We start from the raw sequence: 17,747 nt of genomic DNA, 5'->3' as shown, positions 1-17,747 counted from the left end.
AAAAAAAATGGACACTCCCGCCGTGTCCGCAAAATCTGACCAGGTGCCCACCTACCATTCTATTTGCATTTCTATTTGCATTTCTATTTGCATTCCTGCTCGGCTTTGGTAAAAGCTTGCTCCAAATCCGCAATCAGATCGTCGATATGTTCAATCCCTGTCGAAAGACGCAACAGGCGATCATCCACCCCGATTCTCTCCCGAATCTCCAGCGGAATATCGGCATGGGTCTGCACAGCTGGATAGGTCATCAGTGACTCGACTCCGCCCAGACTCTCCGCAAAAGCAATCAGATCGATATGTCTCAGGATCGGCTCGATCAGTCTGGCGTCCGTTACTTTAAAGGAAAGGATGCCAGTATTTCCTGAGGATTGCCCGTTCTGAATCGAATGCCCTTGATGTGCAGAAAGGGCCGGATAATAGACAGTTTCGACCAGATGGTGCTCGTTCAAATAGGCGGCGATGGCCGTCGCATTCGACTGGTGGCGCTCCATGCGAAGGGCTAGCGTCTTCATTCCGCGCATGAGCAGATAGCTGTCCTGAGGGGCCAGCACCGCCCCGATGGAGTTGTGCAGGAAAGCCATTTCTTCGGACAGGGCCTCTCCACGGATTACGATCAATCCGGCCAGCACGTCGTTGTGACCACCCAGATATTTGGATGCACTGTGAATGACGATGTCCGCCCCGAGTTCAATCGGTCTCTGGAAATACGGACTCAGCAAGGTGTTGTCCACGATGCAGAGCAGATCATGCTGCTTCGCCCATTCACTGACTTTGCGAATGTCTGTAATCATCATGAGTGGGTTCGTCGGGGTCTCGATCAGAATGGCTTTCGTGGCAGGCGTACGCAGCGCCTCCAATTCTTCAATCTGCTGGGTATCCACATAACTGGCCGTGATGCCAAACCGGGACAGGATGCGTTCCAGCAGCCGATAGGTTCCGCCATACAGATCCAGAGACACGAGCAAGTGATCACCATGAGAGAACATGGAAAATATCGTTTGCAGGGCTGCCATGCCTGAGCTGCAGGCAAATCCTCTGTCTCCGCCTTCCAGATCGGCGATCGCTTCCTCCAGGACTTTGCGGGTCGGACTTTGCGTACGAATGTAATCAAACCCTGTGCTCTCCCCCAACTTCGGATGGCGGAAGGCGGTAGATTGAAAGATCGGGAAATTCACTGCACCCGTTGTTTTCTCGGATCGAGAACCAATTTGAGCCAGACGACTCTCTATTTTCATTTCCTTATAATCCCCCTCAGTTTACTCAGAATTAACGGTTGGAAAAAAGGCTTTGGTCGAACAGCCCTTTTTCCATCTTCTCAACTTGTTGATTCCGTCCGTATGCTTATACGGCTCCGGATGATTTTTTATGACTGCTCCATTCATAAGGTGTCACTTGGTATACATAATAATTCAGCCAGTTGGAAAAGAGCAGGTTGGCATGCGCTCTCCACGTGACCATCGGATATTGGGACGGATCGTTATTAGGGAAATAATTTTTCGGCAGCTCGATGTCCATCCCTTTCTCAACATCGCGATCATACTCCCATTTTAACGTAAGCGGATCATATTCGGAATGCCCGGTCACGAAAATTTGTTTGCCGTCCTTTGAGGCGACGATGTAGATGCCCGCCTCCGGCGATTCGGACAGAATCTCCAAATCCTCCACCTGTATGATGTCATCCTTCCGCACTTCAGTATGACGGGATTGCGGGACGTAGAAGGTTTCGTCAAAACCTCTCAGCAGCTTGATTTTCTGTTTGCTTACATGATGGGGAAATACGCCGAAAATCTTTTCCTCCATCGTATATTTGCGAATGCCGTAATGATGATAAAGTCCAGCCTGCGCCCCCCAGCAAATATGCAAGGTCGAGACGACGTTTTCTTTGGACCACGCCATAATTTGCTGCAGCTCATCCCAATACTCCACATCCTCGAAGTCCATCGTTTCCACCGGGGCCCCCGTAATGATCATTCCGTCAAACTTCTCATCCTTTACATCCTCAAAGGTCTTGTAAAACTGGTCCAGATGCTCATGAGAAGTGTTTTTGGACATGTAGGTTTTGGTATGCAGCAAAACAGGATCGACCTGAAGCGCTGTGTTGCCGATCAAGCGCAGCAGTTGTGTTTCCGTTGTAATTTTGGTCGGCATCAAGTTCACAATGGCGATTCTCAGCGGTCTGATATCCTGGTGACTGGCTACGGTCTCATCCATCACGAAAATATTTTCCTCTGATAGCACTTCCCTGGCTGGCAGTAAATCCGGTACTTTGATTGGCATGTCTCCACCCCTTCTGGTTTCTGTTTTTTTGTTTGCGCATGATCAAGCTAATCCGCGGGTACACTTGCAGCGATGTGAGTGCGGAAACAGTAGAAAAACGACCTTCCCTGCGATGAGCAAGAAAGGTCGTTTGAAAAGTTCCGTTCAAAGGCCTCTCTCATCTCTCAGACCAGTCCGCTGGACGGACTGTCTGTCTGCAAGATTTAGCACCGTGCATTTCTTTCGAAATGTCGGTTGCCGGGTATCATCGGGCTAGTCCCTCCACCTGCTCTTGATAAGAGTTCGAAACATCAGATTCGATTGATTTACTTACTAATTTAATAAAGTTTTACATGCACGTCAAGTAAAAGTTAGTTTCAATCCTTGAAATGATGTGGTATTTTTTAGTCATGTGATACTGGAGAATAGGTGATGAAGATGACACAAGACATGAACATGGAAAACCTGTTAATGGATACGATTAAATGGATGAAGGAACAGCGAACGGAGCAGTTGGAACAGATGCTGGAGGAGTTACAGCCATACGACCTGGCTGAGCTGTATCAGGAACTTCCCATCAAGCACCGTCCGAAATTTATTACACTCCTGGATGTAGAAATGCTGACCGATCTGATTCAGGAACTGGACCAGAAGTTGCAGCTGGAGATTTTGCATTTTCTCGGGATTGAGCGCTCTACGCCCGTACTGGACCTGATGGAAAATGATGATCTGGCAGATCTGCTTAATGAGTTGACCGCTGAAGAAATGGAGCAATTCCTTCATTCCATGAAGAAGGAAGAATCAGAAACGGTCAAGCATCTCATGCAATATGAGCCGGAGACAGCAGGCGGCATTATGACCAACCGATTTGTCTGGATTCGCCATCATTATACGGTGCGCGAGGCCGTAGACAAGCTGAAGGCATTTGCAGAGTTTGCCGAGAACATTTATTACCTGTATGTGCTGGATGATCAGAAGAAACTGGTCGGGGTCGTTTCCTACCGCGATCTGCTTCTGGCTGATATGGAAAACCGGATCGAAGACATTATGTTCTCCAGAGTAATTCATGTTCACGTTGATATGGATCAGGAAGATGTCGCGCGCACGATTGAACGTTACGACTTTATTGCAGTCCCTGTCGTGGATGATGAGCAGAAGCTGGTCGGAATCGTGACGGTTGACGATGTGATCGACGTTATTGTGAACGAAGCGACGGAGGATTTCCAGAAGCTGTCCGCTACCGGCTCCGGTCGAAATAGCATCGATTTGCAAACCGAGCCGTCCAAGGCCGCAGGGCGCAGGCTGCCCTGGCTGATCCTTCTTCTCTTTCTCGGACTGCTGTCCGGCAGTGTGATCGCCCAGTTTGAAGATACCCTGGAGAAAGTCGTGGCCCTGACGTTCTTCATGCCCATGATTGCCGGCATGACGGGTAATACCGGGACGCAATCACTCGCGATTGTCGTGCGGGGCCTTGCCAGCGGGCAATTTGACAAAAGCTCCTTCATGAAGCTGGTCACACGGGATCTGACCGTCGGACTCATTCTCGGCGGAGTCTGCGGGGGACTGGTTGCGGTTATCGCCTATATATGGCAAGGAAATCTCATGTTCAGTCTGGTTGTCGGACTCTCTTTACTGCTGACACTCATTATCGGAACTTTGGCCGGCACGGTCATTCCAATCTTGCTGCATAAGCTGAAGATTGACCCTGCGATTGCTTCCGGCCCTCTCATTACAACGCTCAATGATATTTTCTCACTCACAGTTTATTTCGGACTCGCGACGCTGCTGATTGCGTCCCTGACGTAAGTCGGCATTCACGCCTCATGTCTGCAACCCGGCCTCATTTGGGAGCAGCATGAGGTTTTTGATGTCCGTGACGGTTTTCTCTTGATGGATCAACAACAGTCAAGGTATACTAATTGAGGAATTGTCGAATGTCGACATTTTTGTTAGCAATGACTTCATAATTCGAGGTGAATCAGCGTATGGACGGGGACCGACCGAGGGACAACGTGCCGGTATGCAAACAAATGAATAGAATGGAAAGCATAGGTACTCCGTGCATGAGCTTCGATCCACTTCGTTAGGTCAGCAAGGTCGTACCTTGTTTTCCTGCTGAAAGGGCGTGAAAACGATGAGGGTTCGACTGGTGCAAAACGGAATTTTCACAGAGCATGAACATGCATCTATGGCGGTGACGCCGCCTGAAGAGGGCTTCTACTGGATTGATGCCTCGATCGAAGACCTGGAAGAGCTCCAGGAGTTGTTCCATCTCCATGATCTGGCGGTGGAAGACTGCATGAACGAGGAAGAACAGCGGCCCAAGCTGGAAATGTATGACTCTGACCATTATTTTATTGTGATTAACAGCATTCGTTTCGATGACGAAGAAATATTCTTGCGTGCGCTGAATATCTTTCTTGGGAAACACTATATCATCACGGTTACCCAGCAAAAAATCAATGAGCTGCGGCTGATTAAACCTTTGCTGCTGGAAGAGAAAGTGAACCGCGCGGATTATCTGCTCTACCACCTGATTGATCTGGTCATCGACAATTACTTCACGGTCATTGACCGGATTGAAGTGAAAATCGATAACCTGGAGGAAGACATTCTGATTCGCACCCGCAGATCCCACCTGAATGAAATTGTCGGACTGCGCAGTGAGATTTTATGGCTAAAGAAAGCACTCGGCCCGCAGAAAGATCTGATTGCCGTCCTCAATCGCAAGGAATTGAAGCTGATTGACGATGAGCTGCAAAAATATTTCAGCGATATTTATGAAAATGCCGTAAAAATATCGGAAACCTTTGATACGTTCCGTGATTTGATGGGAAACCTGCGTGAGGCGTATCAGTCCAGTGTCGCGAACCGAGCCAATGAGATCATGCGCGTATTTACGGCCATTACGACGATCTTTATGCCGCTCACAGTGATCACCGGCATCTACGGAATGAATTTTGATCATATTCCCGAGCTTCATATGAACAACGGCTATTTTTTCGTGCTGGGGACGATGGTGGTCATTGGCACTTGCATGTTTTTATTGTTTAAGAAGAAAGATTGGTTGTAGGGAAGAAGGAAAAAGCAGAGAATCAACGGGCGCCTATTGCACAGAACGCAAATGTTGCCCTTTTGGTTCTCTGCTTTTTCCTTGGGGGGGAAGTGCGGGAGATAGGACGAAACAACGGGCGTCTATTGCACAAACCGCAAATGTTGCCCTTTTGTTTCTCTGCTTTTTCCTTGGGGGGAAGTGCGGGAGATAGGACGAAACAACGGGCGTCTATTGCACAAACCGCAAATGTTGCCCTTTTGTTTCTCTGCTTTTTCCTTGTGGGAAGTGCGGGAGATAGGACGAAACAACGGGCGCCTATTGCACAAACCGCAAATGTTGCCCTTTTGGTTCTCTGCTTTTTCCTTGGGGGGGAAGTGCGGGAGATAGGACGAAACAACGGGCGTCTATTGCACAAACCGCAAATGTTGCCCTTTTGTTTCTCTGCTTTTTCCCTGTGGGAAGTGCGGGAGAAAGGACGAAACAACGGACGTCTATTGCACAAACCGCAAATGTTGCCCTTTTGTTTCTCTGCTTTTTCCTTGTGGGAAGTGCGGGAGAAAGGACGAAACATCGGGCGCCTATTGCATAAACCGCAAATGTTGCCCTTTTGTTTCTCTGCTTTTTCCTTGTGGAACAAGAGCGGGCCAAAGGGCGAAACAGCGGGCGCCTATTGCACAAACCGCAAATGTTGCCCTTTTGTTTCTCTGCTTTTTCGTTGTGGAAGAAGTGCGGGAGAAAGGACGAAACAACGGGCGCCTGTTGCACAAACCGCAAATGGTGCCCTTTTGTTTCTCTGCTTTTTCCTTGGGGGAAAGTGCGGGAGAAAGGGCGAAATATCGGGCGCCTATTGCACATACCTTAGATGATCACCTTTTTGGCTTGCTATGATAAGCAGGCCTTTTTGTGTTTCTACTTTATGCCTTTTGTGATTCTCTGTTTCTACTCCCCCACCCTGTCTTTCACTTGCCTGAATGTGGAAAAAAAGAGGTCTGATTGGGGAATTATTCAGGATATCGGAGGATGTGACCCAAATCGGCTGTTTCAATCCTCTAATTACGGTTTACATAAATGTAAGGGGACTGACGGAATCTCATCCTTGTATATACAAGGTGATCCTAGGTCTCGTTTCATGTTAGCATTAGTAACTGTAAGCCGTGAAAAAATCTAGTTTTTGTAAAAAACCTACCATTTTGCATCTATTTATTTGAGAGTATGTGAGGTAGGTTTTCATACTGGTTCATGATGAATGTTTAGGGTTAGGCTACATTCATTTTGAAGCAGTAAAAACAAAGGGGGAAGTTTTAAGGATTATGAAAACAAAGTTGGTATTGTTCACGTTCATTGTCGCATTGGTCGTAGTCGGAACAGCTTGCAGCAAAGACGGAAAAAAGGTGGTTCGTGTAGATGACTTCACGCAGCCCGTCATTGAAGGCGAAGATGTAAGAGGCTATGGGGCAGCGGCCTTCAGACAAGAGGATGTCGCGCTAAGAGATGCCTTTAACGAGGAACTGGCCAAACTCAAGGAATCCGGCGAGCTGCTGGAATTGCTTGAAGAGAATGGATTTACCGAGCAAGAACTGCCAGGAGATAAAACGATGAAAGCCCTTTGCGGTGAAAATGAATCGACCGGCAGCGGCGGCGATACATTAGAGGAAGCCAAGGCTTCCGGCAAAATTGTGGTTGGATTCGCCAATGAAGTGCCGTACGCCTACAAGGATGAGGACGGCAAGCTCAAGGGTGAAGCCATCAGCATTGCAACCAAAGTATTCAACAATTTGGGCATTGAAGAGGTAGAAGGACAGCTGGTGGATTGGGATTCCCTCATTCCAGGTCTGCAATCTGACCGTTTTGATGTCATTACCGCAGGGATGTATATTACACCAGAGCGCTGTGGTCAGGTCATATTTGCTGAGCCGGAATACAGTGTCGGGGAAGCACTCGGCGTACTGGAAGGCAATCCGAAGGATCTGCACAGCTATGAAGATATCGCAGCCGATCCGGATGCGAAAATAGCAGTTATGCAGGGAGCCATCGAAATTGAATACTTGACCAAAGTAGGCGTGAAAGATGATCAAATTGTAAAAGTCCCGGATCAGGCTGCTGCACTGAGTGCAGTTGAATCGGGTCGTGCGGATGCCGTGACCATGACGGCGATGTCTCTCGAATCTATTCTTGAATCTGCAAATGGAAAGTAATCCATCGCATCGCTTGTGATGGAAGGTAAGATTGACCCTATGCTGGTCCAACGACCACATAGGGTCATTATTTCTAGTTGAGAGGAGTTGGACACCATTTCCATTGACAAGTATTTACCGGATATTTTGCGAGGAACCTGGGTGACCGTAGAAGTCACGATTCTGTCTGCGATTCTCGCATTCATTGTTGCCTTCGTTTTTGGACTTGGCAGACTTTCAAATGTTTCTATTATTCGCTGGATCAGCTATATCTGCGTCGAATTCATTCGCGGCACTTCATTGCTTGTTCAATTATTTTGGCTCTACTATGTGCTGCCGATCGTGCTCAAGCAATTCAATATTGATTTGCAACTTGACGCCCTTTTTACAGGTGTATTGGCAATCGGGCTGAATTACGGTGCGTATGGATCAGAGATCGTGCGGAGCTCCATCAAGGCGGTTCCCGGCGGACAGCGTGAGGCTGGCATTGCCCTCAATTTCTCTCCGCTTCAGATTATGATGCGCATTATCATTCCACAGGCGCTCATGCGGATGATTCCACCATTCGGCAACTTGCTTATAGAGCTGTTAAAAGGGACTTCACTCGTCTCCTTTATTACGTTGGCAGATCTGACCTATGAAGCGAAGAACCTGCGCAACTTCTATTATTCGGAGTCAGATTTCATATTCTTGATCTTGTTGGTGATTTATTTTGTCCTGGCCTATTCCATGACATTTGCCATTCGTAAGCTAGAACGTCGGATAACCGCGGGGAGGATGTAAACATGTGGAGTTGGGAACATGCATTTGAAGTATTTCCGGAAATTTTTTCGGCGCTCAAGATCACGGTCAGCGTCACATTCATTTCTTTCTTCCTGGCACTGGTATTCGGTTTGGTGCTTACGTTGCTCAGAAGAAGCAAGAGCAAGCTGATCTCGTATCCTACCGCCTTTTTTATTGAGTTCATACGCAGCACACCGCTGCTGGTTCAGGCCTTCTTTATCTTTTATGTTCTGCCTCTCTATGGCATCCGCCTGTCCCCTTTTGTAGCCGGTTTTGTCGCACTTGGACTCCACTACAGCACCTATTTGTCCGAGGTGTATCGTTCCGGGATTGAAGGCGTGTCGAAAGGACAATGGGAGGCGGCCAGAGCGCTGAATTTCTCCCCGATCCAAACCTGGATACGCATCATTTTGCCTCAGGCCGTTCCACCTATTATTCCGGTGCTCGGCAATTATCTGATCGTGATGTTCAAGGAAACACCGATACTGGCTGCCATTACCTTGCTGGAGATCTTCGGGACTGCCCGGGAAATCGCATCGGTAGACTGGCGTTTTCTGGAGCCGATTACGATCGTCGGTTTCCTGTTCCTGTTTATCAGCTATCCGGCTTCGCTGGCTGTAAGCTGGCTGGAGAAGAAATTCAACCGACAGGAAGGCAGAGCGTAAAGAGCTCTAATTTATGCAGGTTACGGTATTAAAGCGAAGCACCAGAATAACCTGCGTGCATATTCGAAAAGAAAAGATATAAACCGCTGTGAGAAGATTTTGAGAAATCATAAAGAATATTCAGCTGAAGAATTCACAGTGAACACCCAGATAGAGATCTCATAGTGAAAGATTTGCAGAATAGATTCGTGATAGAGACATTCATTTTAAGTATAGGGAGAACGCTGAAAAGCCGTGGATTAACAGATAAACTGGAATGACAAATACACTGCAACAACAGAAACACTGGAATGACAGAAAATAGCATGAGAAGGAAGTGATGAGATGAATGAAGCAGTCAAATCGGTCGTGGAATATCGGGAAATTAGCAAATCTTTCGGGGATCTGGAGGTTCTGCATTCGATTGATCTCGATATCAGGCCGGGCGAGAAAGTAGCGATCATTGGACCCAGTGGTTCAGGGAAAACCACGCTGGGACGTCTCTTGATGACCCTTGAAGAACCTACATCCGGCACCATCAAGGTAGACGGAGAATATTTGTGGCATAAGGAAGTCGGCGGCAAGCTGGTGCGAGCGGACGAGAAGCATTTGCACAAGGTACGGGGCAGTATCGGAATGGTTTTTCAGCATTTCAACCTGTTTCCGCATATGACGATTATGCGCAATGTAACGGAGGCGCCGATTCGAGTGCTGGGCAAATCGAAAAAAGAAGCCGAGCAGGAAGCAATGGCGATGCTGGAGAAGGTCGGGCTGTCCGATAAGGCCGACAACTACCCGTCACAGCTCTCAGGCGGTCAGAAACAGCGTGTGGCGATTGCAAGAGCATTGGTTATGCACCCGAAGGTGATGGTATTCGATGAAGTGACGTCTGCACTCGATCCTGAACTTGTCGGAGAGGTGCTGGAAGTCATCAAGGATATCGCTCGTGAAGGGGATATGGCGATGCTGCTCATTACCCATGAGATGGATTTCGCCTATGAAGTGGCGGACAAGGTCATCTTTACCGATGGCGGATATATCGTGGAACAAGGCCCGCCTCAGCAGATTTTCGAGAACCCGGAAAGCGATCGGCTTCAATCCTTTATCAGTCGTTTCCGCGAAGGAACGGGCGGCATCGGCTAGTCACCTGCCATCCAATATCAGCATGACAATCCGAATGAACCTCATTTCCACTCGCATGTCAAACAGGCAGCCGATCGATCAGACGGCTGCCTGTTTGAGTGGCTCTATCACGGTGAGGTTGGCGCAGGAACCGTCCATTTCAAAAGCTGTCCGGCATGCGTCAGTCCTCCGCCAAACCCGTACAACATGATTAAGTTGCCTTCCTTCAGCTTTCCTTCTCTGATCCCCTTATCGAGCGCAAGCGGGATCGAGGCTGCAGAGGTATTGCCCATCTCCACAAGACTGTACAAGGTCTGAGACATCTGCAATCCGGTCTGCTCACAGATCGCTTCAATCATGCGCAGATTGGCGCTATGAGGCACAAACCAGTCCAATTGCTCCGGACCGATTCCTTCCCTTTCCAGCATTTGCATGACCCCTGCGGACACGGTGCGCACCGCCCATTTGTACACCTCTCTTCCATTCTGCACCATATATCCACTCTCAGACAGCGAAGTACCGTTCATGGTCTTCGAAAGATTCGTCCGGTATAAATGTATGCCGCCATTCCCCTGCGTTCCTTGCATGGCAGACAAGAAGCTCTGTTCCCTGTCCGAAGCCTCTACCAGCACCGCCCCCGCACCATCGCCAAACAAAATGCAGGTCGATCGATCTGTATAATCAGTCACTTTGGATAACGTTTCTCCGGCAACAACCAGAACCTTGCGGTGCAGGCCGGAAGCAATCAGGGCATGAGCCAGATGAAGACCATAGACAAATCCTGCGCAGGTCGCATTCAAGTCCATTGCTGCAGTTGAAGTGATATGAAAGGTCTGTTGTAACATGCTGGCTACGCTAGGAAATGCATAATCCGGCGTTGTTGTCGCCACTAGTACCATATCTACATCATCGATGCGTTTGTCATACGACTCAGACAATTGCTGAACGGCCTGCACGCATAAATGCGAGGTATACATATTCTCTTCTGCAATGCGACGTTCCTTCATCCCTGTACGTTGCACAATCCATTCATCATTCGTTTCGACCAGCTTCTCCAGATCGGAATTCGTCATTTTTCTCTCTGGTACATATGTACCTATCGCCGTGATTTCAGCTCGTTGCTGTTTCATGTCAACACCTCCTTCACTGATTATATCACTTGATCCTAGTACCTGGTACTAAATTTTCTTTTGTTCCGAAACTTGGTTCCTCTCTTTCTCATCCGTTATAATAAAAGAACAATCTACGTGGAGGGATGAAATTGGCTCAATTTGATTTTTTATCAGACAGCACGGAAGATACTTCAACTCGTTTCGTTTGTTTTGTAGGGGAAGAAAGTTTGCACAGATTTGATCTGGCAATTACGACCACAAATCGATTTTACGGAAAAAAACTGGTGACGGACCTTCAATCAGGCCGAACGGCTATTATTGGCCCAGATGATCTGGAAGAAGAAGGATATCTGGAGCATGTGTACAAGATCAAGGAAGATGAAGCGGAAGAACTGGCAGCCTTTCTGGTTCAAATTGTCGGTCCGATCAACTTTACGGATATTTAATTCCCCTTCACCCCACTCCTTATTTTCTGCACCTTCTATCCATGCCATTCATAAAAAAAGACTGCACGTCAGCAGCGAGAGGTCAGGTTAGATCTCTCAACGGGCTGTTCGTGCAGTCTTCTTTTTCAATTTATCCGATGTGTATGTTCAAGCTTCAAGCCTGATTGTTTCCTAACCCACACTTTGTACATAATCTGACACATTCCGTACAAGCTATAAGCAATTCCCTCAGCGCAGCCTTTGCACGATCATGAGGTGTAAAAGCTCACTCCCCGCGCACATTCACGTTTAGCACAAGGAGGAATACACGAACATGGCAGATGGATTCGTAAGAGAAAGGCGAAGTTCCTATACCGATGTCGCGACAGTCGAATCACAGCGCAATGATACCATCCCGGAAGAATTTCCAGAAGGCCCTTATGCCTCCACCTTGCGAACAGAATCACTCGGAAAAAGCACGCCCTGGCGCGCAGACCAGCGTCCGCCTAACCGATTTGCCTATGAGAATCGACAATTGCATGCCGAGCTTCCGCGTCAGTACCCGCCCGGTCATCATACGCATACGAAGCAGGAAGAAACAGAGGATGAACACGTAGCCGACACCTCAGGCTCCTAAGCGATGCCTTTCATAATAGATCGGATAATGGATTTGAATTCAAATTCCTCGAGTTTCGGAATCAGCTTGTCCTGATTCCAGCTGTACTGGCACTGATCCAGCTCACACTGCAAAGGCACATCCGTCATAATGGAAGCCAGTTCATACGAGAGATAGACTTGTTCCCGATGTGCAATCAAGCGTTCCTTCAGCTTCCCTTTTATCTCGTCGATATGGGCATATACCTGATCCAATGAATCATATTCGGCAATAAGCTTGAGCGCGGTTTTCGGTCCCACACCCGGACAACCCGGGATATTGTCTGATGCATCCCCCATCAAAGCCTTCAGGTCAATAATCTGGGACGGTCGGCGTATGCCTCTGCTTTCCTCAAGGTTATGGAGATCAATGGTCTCATAGTTTCCAAATCCTCGTTTCATCAAGGACACACGGGTGTGCGCATTGATCAGTTGCAGCGTATCTCCATCCCCGGTCAAAATATTCACAGACGTTCCGCTGGCGGAATACTGCTTCGCCAAAGTGCCAATCACATCATCGGCTTCATATCCCTTCACACCGATGCAAGGGATATCAAATGCTTCGACCAGTTCCCACAGCTTGTCAAATTGGGGGATCAGCTCAGCAGGCGGCGCATCACGATTGGCCTTGTACGCTCCGTACATTTCATTGCGGAATGTGGAAGCCCCCATGTCAAACGCGCAGACAACATGGGTAGGACTGAACGTCTCGATCGCATGCAGCATGTACTTGGTGAATTGGTAGATACCATTTGTATATAGGCCGGATGAGGTTTTCATGTAATTTCCTGACATCGCCATCGCGTAGAATCCTCGAAATAACAGCGCAAAGCTGTCAATGATCAAGACAGACGGCTGATGATTTTCCGTTGCCATGACATGCTCGTCCTGCATCATCTCGATCTGTTTCATTGAAATCCTCCCTTTCCTCATTTAAGACTTTCGTACTGTTCATTACTGAATTCCCTATCGTTTCCTGTCCGACTCTCTAACTACCGTTCTTCTGTATTTTGTCCGAGTCTATAGTGGTTCACAAGCTGCGTATATCATAACATAGCCTGTTCCTCTTTGGTCTGGGGGTTTGCTGGAAGCTGTGTCAATCGATTCATCACGAGAATAGCAGCGCCTGTGGCCAGTGCTTCCTCTCCAAGCAATCCCCTTGTGAAATCCACCTGGTAATCAGGATGGTCATAACAGTGACGTTTGGCGCTCTCCACAGCCGTTTCAAAAAACAACGTGCTGCTGTTGCCAAGCGGGCCGCCTAGTATAATGCGCTCAGGATGCAAGATATGAATCAGATTGGCCAAACCAATCCCCAAATAGACCGCTGCCTGAACAAAGATTTCCTTGGTCATCTCGTCGTTTTTCTGGAGCGCTTGCAGCAAGTGCGCAAATTGAACTTGTTCAGGCCGCTTCACCCACTGACTGAGCACACTGGTACGCCCCTGCTTCAATCTTGCTCTGGCCTGCTGTTCAATCGCATAGACCGATACATAGGAATCAAGGCAGCCATAGTTTCCTTTCGGATCTCTCGGCGGCGGTCCATCGGTCTGAATGATCATCTGACCGACCGCCCCCTCCATGTCGACTGCGCCGTATACAATTTTCCCTTCCGATATCACGGAGCTCCTCAGTCCGGTTCCTACGTGAACGTACAGCATATGATCCAGCCTGCTCTCGCGATCGCACCAGTATTCAGCCAGGAGCGCCGTATTGGCCCCATTGTCGAGCAGCACGGGAAACGCAAGCTGTTCTTCCAGCGCTTCTGTAATCGCAACATGCTCCCAGCCCTCAGCTGGAAAATAGATCGGGTTCATCATGATTCCCTGATGACGGTCTACGGGGCCGACCCCGCCGATGCCAAGACCCAGAATCTGATCATGGCTAAGCTGGTGTTTCTCCATCATGACTTTAATTCTTCCCACAACTTCCCGGATGAGAATGTCTGGCGACGTGTCTGTGGTGACCGCCCATGTTTGCGTGTCATATTTGGTATAATGCAGGTCACACAAAACCAGTTTCGTATGAATCCGGGAAATATCCAGACCGAACGCATAGCATTGTTTGGCTGTACGCTGGTACAAAATAGGTCTTCTGCCACCTGTTGAATCCCCAAAACCGACTTCTTCAATCCAGCCGCTGCTGTGCAAATCCTCCAAAACTCGTGTCAGGGTGCTGACGGTCAGCGTGCTTTGTTCCAGCAGCTGCTGCTTGGATACGATATGCTGTTTGCGTAAAATTTCATAAATTTCCTTCGCCTTTTTATTTGCAATCCGCTCTTCAATCCGAATCACTGCTGCCGCCTCCTGACAAAAGAAAACAGCCGCCATGTCATGTCGTTACGCCCTAGCAGCTGTTTGGAAAAGATTCTGTCTTCTCACTCTATTGTAATCCGAAAAGGGAATTTGTTCCACCCTGCAAAAATGTGCCAATGCGTGCAGTCGCCTCATGCAATACCTCTTCAGGCTGAACGAGCGCGATGCGTACATAGCCTTCGCCCTGTTCGCCAAAGGCATCACCAGGGATGACCACGACACCGGTATGCAGCAAAATTTCCCGGGAAATCTGTCGAGATGTCCATCCTTTTGGAATTCTCGCCCATACAAACATCGTAGCTTTCGGCATTTCCAGGGAAAATCCGATCCGCCTCAATCCATCAACGAGTGCATTTCGCCTGCCCTCGTACAATCGTCCTACTGAAAATGGCTGCTTCATATCTGCTTCGAGTGCAGCAGCGGCCGCAATCTGAATCGGTTCAAACACCCCATAATCAATGTTCGATTTCACTACTTTCAACGCTTCTATCACAGGCTCACAACCCACCATAAAAGCAATTCGGCACCCGGCCATATTGAAGCTCTTCGACATGGAATGGAACTCTACCGCATGATCGTATGCATCATCCAGTTCAAAAATACTCATGGGGCGAAACCCGTCAAACGCCATCTCTGAATAGGCTGCATCATGCACGAGCAAAATCTCATGTTCCCTCGCAAATTGCAGGGCCTTTTCGTAAAATGCCCGATCTGCAGTCGCTGCAACCGGATTGCTCGGGAAATTAAGAATCATCATCTTGGCCCGTGAACGTATTGCATCCGGAATGGCATCGAAATCCGGCAAAAACTGATTGACTTCCTTCAACGGCATTCTGTACGCCTCCACGCCAGCCAAAACCAGACTTCCTTCATAAATGGGATACCCAGGATCGGGAACGAGGGCGACATCTCCTGGATCTGTGATAGATAGAGCCAGATGGGCCAGACCGTCCTGTGAGCCCATCAGCGTCACAATTTCCCGCTGCGCATCCATGTGAATACCGAAGCGATGCTGAAGCCATTGACAAGCCACTTCCCGGAACTTCAGACTCCCCTGGGAGGACGGGTATCCATAATGCCGCTCTTCCTGTACTGCTTCAGCCAATGTAAGCATGACTGCCTCAGACGGTGGCTGGTCAGGACTACCGATACCCAAATCGATGATATCATGTCCTCTCATCTTCGCCTGCTCTTTCCATGTCTCCATTTCGGCAAAGATCGCCGAGCCCATCTTGTCCAGTCGGCTTGAGCGCCATTTCTTCATCCTTATTCCTCTCCCGTCTCTTTGTCCTCTCTCTTTTACCTGTATCCTTCTGCACCTTGAGCAGGGTTTATCCCTTACCCCATACTTGCTCATATTGTGCTTCCTTAAAGCCAATGGTCGCCTGATGTCCATCGGTTACGAGCGGTCGCTTAATCAGCTTGCCATGCGAGGCCAGCAAGTCAAGCTGCTCATCTTCGGACAGATTCGGCAGCTTCTCCTTGATATTCAGTTCCCGGTAGCGCTGACCTGAGGTATTGAACAGTTTTTTCAGCTCCGTGCCTGCACCCAGCTGAATGGCTTGAAGCTGCTCCTTGGTCGGTGGCGAATCGACAATGTGAATCTTGTTTAATGGGTGGCCGTTCTCCTCCAGCCACTTGATCGCCTTGCGGCAGGTGCTGCAGGATGGGTAATGGTAAATGGTTAACGTCATACGGGTATCCTCCTAATCGGAAATGGTAAATGACAAACGATCTAACAGCTCCCTCATATCTGCCGGTAGCGGAGCCTGGAATAACAACGGTTCTTTCGTAACGGGATGCTCAAACCCAAGTTCTGCGGCATGCAGAGCCTGCCTGTCGATCTCGTAGCGAAGATTGAGATCGGGATCACCATAAAGGGGGTCCCCGATCAAGGGGTGCCCGAGATGGGCCATGTGAACCCGTATCTGATGGGTTCGTCCGGTTTCCAGCTGCAACTGCACCAGTGAGGCTTCTTCACTTGCCTGATGTACTTTATAGCGTGTCACTGCACGCGCCCCTTCGGCTATCACCATGCGGTAATGCGGATTTTCCGGGTCCCGTTCAATCGGCGCATCGATGGTACCGTGTGGACGAGGCAGTCTCCCCCTGACAACAGCCAGGTATTGTTTATGTACCGTAAAGGCATGCATCTGTTCCTGGATGGCCTGCTGCACATATGGATTTTTGGCGATACAGATGACCCCTGAGGTATCTTGATCCAGTCGATGCACCGGACGAAAGCGATAGCTTTCTCCTTTTTGCTGCCAATAATGAACGACCCCATTGGCCAGGGTGTCCTTGTAGTGCCCAAGTGTCGGATGGACGATGATGCCTGCCTGCTTGTTTACCATGAGCAGGGAATCATCCTCATAGAGGATATCCAGCGGGATGGGCTGGGGAAGAATATCGTCAGACTGCTCTTTTACCATCCGAATCTCAACGGTATCCCCTGCGGTTACCTTCGTATTGGTCCACACCCGCCGTCCATTTAATGTAATACCTTGTTCCGTATATTTAAGCCGTGAGACCAGCTTGCGCGACAGATTCATCTTGTGATGGAGGATGGCCTTTACACTCCAGCCTTCCTCCTGCTCACTGATCTGATAGACGATGGGGGGATAGTATCGGCTGTTCATGAGTCTCTTCTGAACACCTCTGCGCTACGCACATAGGAGACATCTTCTTCTCCTGCACGCAAGTTTGCGGCACGAGCCATCGCGAAGAACAGGTCTGACAACCGATTCAGATAGGCGCGCACTTCCGTATTGATCTCCTTCTCTGCTGCCAGCGCCACCACACTTCGTTCCGCTCTGCGGCATATGGTTCGGCACACATGCAGCCCAGCAGATACCGCTGTTCCACCCGGCAAAATAAACCGGGTAATCGGTGTATTTTCCGCTTCATAAGCATCAATCCATTGCTCGAGCTGCTGAGTCATCTCTGCATGCACCTTATAGCCCTTCGGGCCCGGTTTAACCGCTGCCAGATCTGCCCCGCAATCAAACAGCTCATGCTGAATGTCTATCAACTGCGGTTTCATGGAAATGACTTTCTCATCCAGTTGGCTGATGACTAGACCTACAAAGCTGTTCAGCTCATCAATCGTGCCGTAGGCTTCGACTCTTGCATCATTCTTGGCTACTCTTCCTCCGATGATGTGGGTTTGCCCTTCATCACCTGTCCGCGTATAGATTTTCATGT

17 protein-coding genes and 1 riboswitch are annotated in these 17,747 nt (G+C 48.9%); of the genes, 8 read left to right on the top strand and 9 right to left on the bottom strand.

The window, feature by feature from the left end:
• Positions 1-83: 83 nt before the first annotated feature.
• Both ACFSUC_RS06835 and metA read right to left on the bottom strand, forming a co-directional pair.
• Positions 84-1,238 carry a PLP-dependent transferase gene (locus tag ACFSUC_RS06835; RefSeq protein WP_379928772.1) on the bottom strand — a complete coding sequence of 385 codons (1,155 nt, stop codon included), beginning with the start codon at positions 1,236-1,238 and terminating at the stop codon, positions 84-86.
• A 106-nt stretch (positions 1,239-1,344) separates the two neighbouring features.
• On the bottom strand, positions 1,345-2,280 hold the full coding sequence (gene metA / locus ACFSUC_RS06830) for a homoserine O-acetyltransferase MetA (protein ID WP_379928771.1): 936 nt from the start codon (positions 2,278-2,280) through the stop codon (positions 1,345-1,347).
• A gap of 154 nt (positions 2,281-2,434) precedes the next feature.
• Positions 2,435-2,561, bottom strand: a riboswitch (SAM riboswitch).
• 136 nt (positions 2,562-2,697) lie between these two features.
• Here metA and mgtE point away from each other — a divergent pair.
• From mgtE to ehuA, 6 genes are all read left to right on the top strand, one after another.
• Positions 2,698-4,065, top strand: a complete 1,368-nt coding sequence (mgtE, locus tag ACFSUC_RS06825) for a magnesium transporter (RefSeq protein ID WP_379928929.1) — start codon at positions 2,698-2,700, stop codon at positions 4,063-4,065.
• A 328-nt stretch (positions 4,066-4,393) separates the two neighbouring features.
• The gene (corA, locus tag ACFSUC_RS06820; RefSeq protein ID WP_379928770.1) at positions 4,394-5,332 is read left to right on the top strand and encodes a magnesium/cobalt transporter CorA; all 939 of its coding nucleotides are present in this window, start codon (positions 4,394-4,396) and stop codon (positions 5,330-5,332) included.
• Positions 5,333-6,624: 1,292 nt separating this feature from the next.
• On the top strand, positions 6,625-7,509 hold the full coding sequence (ehuB, locus tag ACFSUC_RS06815; RefSeq protein ID WP_379928769.1) for an ectoine/hydroxyectoine ABC transporter substrate-binding protein EhuB: 885 nt from the start codon (positions 6,625-6,627) through the stop codon (positions 7,507-7,509).
• A gap of 87 nt (positions 7,510-7,596) precedes the next feature.
• Positions 7,597-8,271 carry an ectoine/hydroxyectoine ABC transporter permease subunit EhuC gene (ehuC, locus tag ACFSUC_RS06810; RefSeq protein WP_379928768.1) on the top strand — a complete coding sequence of 225 codons (675 nt, stop codon included), beginning with the start codon at positions 7,597-7,599 and terminating at the stop codon, positions 8,269-8,271.
• Between the two features lie 2 nt (positions 8,272-8,273).
• Positions 8,274-8,936 carry an ectoine/hydroxyectoine ABC transporter permease subunit EhuD gene (gene ehuD / locus ACFSUC_RS06805; protein ID WP_379928767.1) on the top strand — a complete coding sequence of 221 codons (663 nt, stop codon included), beginning with the start codon at positions 8,274-8,276 and terminating at the stop codon, positions 8,934-8,936.
• A gap of 324 nt (positions 8,937-9,260) precedes the next feature.
• A complete protein-coding gene (gene ehuA, locus ACFSUC_RS06800; RefSeq protein ID WP_379928766.1) occupies positions 9,261-10,058 on the top strand; it encodes an ectoine/hydroxyectoine ABC transporter ATP-binding protein EhuA in 798 nt (265 codons plus the stop codon).
• A gap of 107 nt (positions 10,059-10,165) precedes the next feature.
• On the opposite strand, the gene ACFSUC_RS06795 is transcribed toward ehuA, so the two are convergent.
• Entirely contained in the window at positions 10,166-11,167 is a 1,002-nt protein-coding gene (locus ACFSUC_RS06795; RefSeq protein ID WP_379928765.1) for a ketoacyl-ACP synthase III, read from the bottom strand.
• A gap of 125 nt (positions 11,168-11,292) precedes the next feature.
• Here ACFSUC_RS06795 and ACFSUC_RS06790 point away from each other — a divergent pair, with 125 nt between their 5' ends.
• The gene (locus ACFSUC_RS06790; RefSeq protein ID WP_379928764.1) at positions 11,293-11,595 is read left to right on the top strand and encodes a DUF3055 domain-containing protein; all 303 of its coding nucleotides are present in this window, start codon (positions 11,293-11,295) and stop codon (positions 11,593-11,595) included.
• Between the two features lie 313 nt (positions 11,596-11,908).
• Positions 11,909-12,211, top strand: coding sequence for a hypothetical protein (locus ACFSUC_RS06785; RefSeq protein WP_379928763.1), 303 nt, complete (start codon positions 11,909-11,911; stop codon positions 12,209-12,211).
• Here the strand turns inward: ACFSUC_RS06785 and ACFSUC_RS06780 are convergent.
• The 6 genes from ACFSUC_RS06780 to ACFSUC_RS06755 form a co-directional block, all read right to left on the bottom strand.
• Positions 12,208-13,140 carry a 5'-3' exonuclease gene (locus tag ACFSUC_RS06780; protein ID WP_379928762.1) on the bottom strand — a complete coding sequence of 311 codons (933 nt, stop codon included), beginning with the start codon at positions 13,138-13,140 and terminating at the stop codon, positions 12,208-12,210. The genes ACFSUC_RS06785 and ACFSUC_RS06780 overlap by 4 nt on opposite strands.
• Before the next feature lie 134 nt (positions 13,141-13,274).
• Entirely contained in the window at positions 13,275-14,522 is a 1,248-nt protein-coding gene (locus ACFSUC_RS06775; RefSeq protein WP_379928761.1) for an ROK family protein, read from the bottom strand.
• 88 nt (positions 14,523-14,610) lie between these two features.
• Complete coding sequence (locus ACFSUC_RS06770) at positions 14,611-15,807, bottom strand: aminotransferase class I/II-fold pyridoxal phosphate-dependent enzyme (RefSeq protein WP_379928760.1); 1,197 nt, start codon at positions 15,805-15,807, stop codon at positions 14,611-14,613.
• Between the two features lie 67 nt (positions 15,808-15,874).
• Entirely contained in the window at positions 15,875-16,237 is a 363-nt protein-coding gene (locus ACFSUC_RS06765) for an arsenate reductase family protein (RefSeq protein WP_379928759.1), read from the bottom strand.
• A 12-nt stretch (positions 16,238-16,249) separates the two neighbouring features.
• A complete protein-coding gene (locus tag ACFSUC_RS06760; RefSeq protein ID WP_379928758.1) occupies positions 16,250-17,182 on the bottom strand; it encodes an RluA family pseudouridine synthase in 933 nt (310 codons plus the stop codon).
• Positions 17,179-17,745 carry a cob(I)yrinic acid a,c-diamide adenosyltransferase gene (locus ACFSUC_RS06755; protein WP_379928756.1) on the bottom strand — a complete coding sequence of 189 codons (567 nt, stop codon included), beginning with the start codon at positions 17,743-17,745 and terminating at the stop codon, positions 17,179-17,181. The genes ACFSUC_RS06760 and ACFSUC_RS06755 overlap by 4 nt, the downstream gene beginning before the upstream one ends.
• Between the last annotated feature and the right edge of the window lie 2 nt (positions 17,746-17,747).

This window comes from Marinicrinis sediminis (assembly GCF_042685085.1).
Classification (GTDB): domain Bacteria; phylum Bacillota; class Bacilli; order Paenibacillales; family KCTC-33676; genus Marinicrinis; species Marinicrinis sediminis.
Note: the sequence above shows the minus strand (reverse complement) of the source record. Positions and strands in the feature narration are given on the sequence as shown.

Bases quoted from the DNA above. Each gene is read 5' to 3' on its own strand.
- ACFSUC_RS06755 (WP_379928756.1), bottom strand. From the start codon at position 17,745: ATGAAAATCTATACGCGGACAGGTGATGAAGGGCAAACCCACATCATC.
- ACFSUC_RS06760 (WP_379928758.1), bottom strand. From the start codon at position 17,182: ATGAACAGCCGATACTATCCCCCCATCGTCTATCAGATCAGTGAGCAG.
- mgtE (WP_379928929.1), top strand. From the start codon at position 2,698: ATGACACAAGACATGAACATGGAAAACCTGTTAATGGATACGATTAAA.
- ACFSUC_RS06765 (WP_379928759.1), bottom strand. From the start codon at position 16,237: ATGACGTTAACCATTTACCATTACCCATCCTGCAGCACCTGCCGCAAG.
- ACFSUC_RS06785 (WP_379928763.1), top strand. From the start codon at position 11,909: ATGGCAGATGGATTCGTAAGAGAAAGGCGAAGTTCCTATACCGATGTC.
- ACFSUC_RS06770 (WP_379928760.1), bottom strand. From the start codon at position 15,807: ATGAAGAAATGGCGCTCAAGCCGACTGGACAAGATGGGCTCGGCGATC.
- ACFSUC_RS06835 (WP_379928772.1), bottom strand. From the start codon at position 1,238: ATGAAAATAGAGAGTCGTCTGGCTCAAATTGGTTCTCGATCCGAGAAA.
- ehuA (WP_379928766.1), top strand. From the start codon at position 9,261: ATGAATGAAGCAGTCAAATCGGTCGTGGAATATCGGGAAATTAGCAAA.
- corA (WP_379928770.1), top strand. From the start codon at position 4,394: ATGAGGGTTCGACTGGTGCAAAACGGAATTTTCACAGAGCATGAACAT.
- ACFSUC_RS06780 (WP_379928762.1), bottom strand. From the start codon at position 13,140: ATGAAACAGATCGAGATGATGCAGGACGAGCATGTCATGGCAACGGAA.
- ACFSUC_RS06795 (WP_379928765.1), bottom strand. From the start codon at position 11,167: ATGAAACAGCAACGAGCTGAAATCACGGCGATAGGTACATATGTACCA.
- ehuB (WP_379928769.1), top strand. From the start codon at position 6,625: ATGAAAACAAAGTTGGTATTGTTCACGTTCATTGTCGCATTGGTCGTA.
- ACFSUC_RS06790 (WP_379928764.1), top strand. From the start codon at position 11,293: ATGAAATTGGCTCAATTTGATTTTTTATCAGACAGCACGGAAGATACT.
- metA (WP_379928771.1), bottom strand. From the start codon at position 2,280: ATGCCAATCAAAGTACCGGATTTACTGCCAGCCAGGGAAGTGCTATCA.
- ehuD (WP_379928767.1), top strand. From the start codon at position 8,274: ATGTGGAGTTGGGAACATGCATTTGAAGTATTTCCGGAAATTTTTTCG.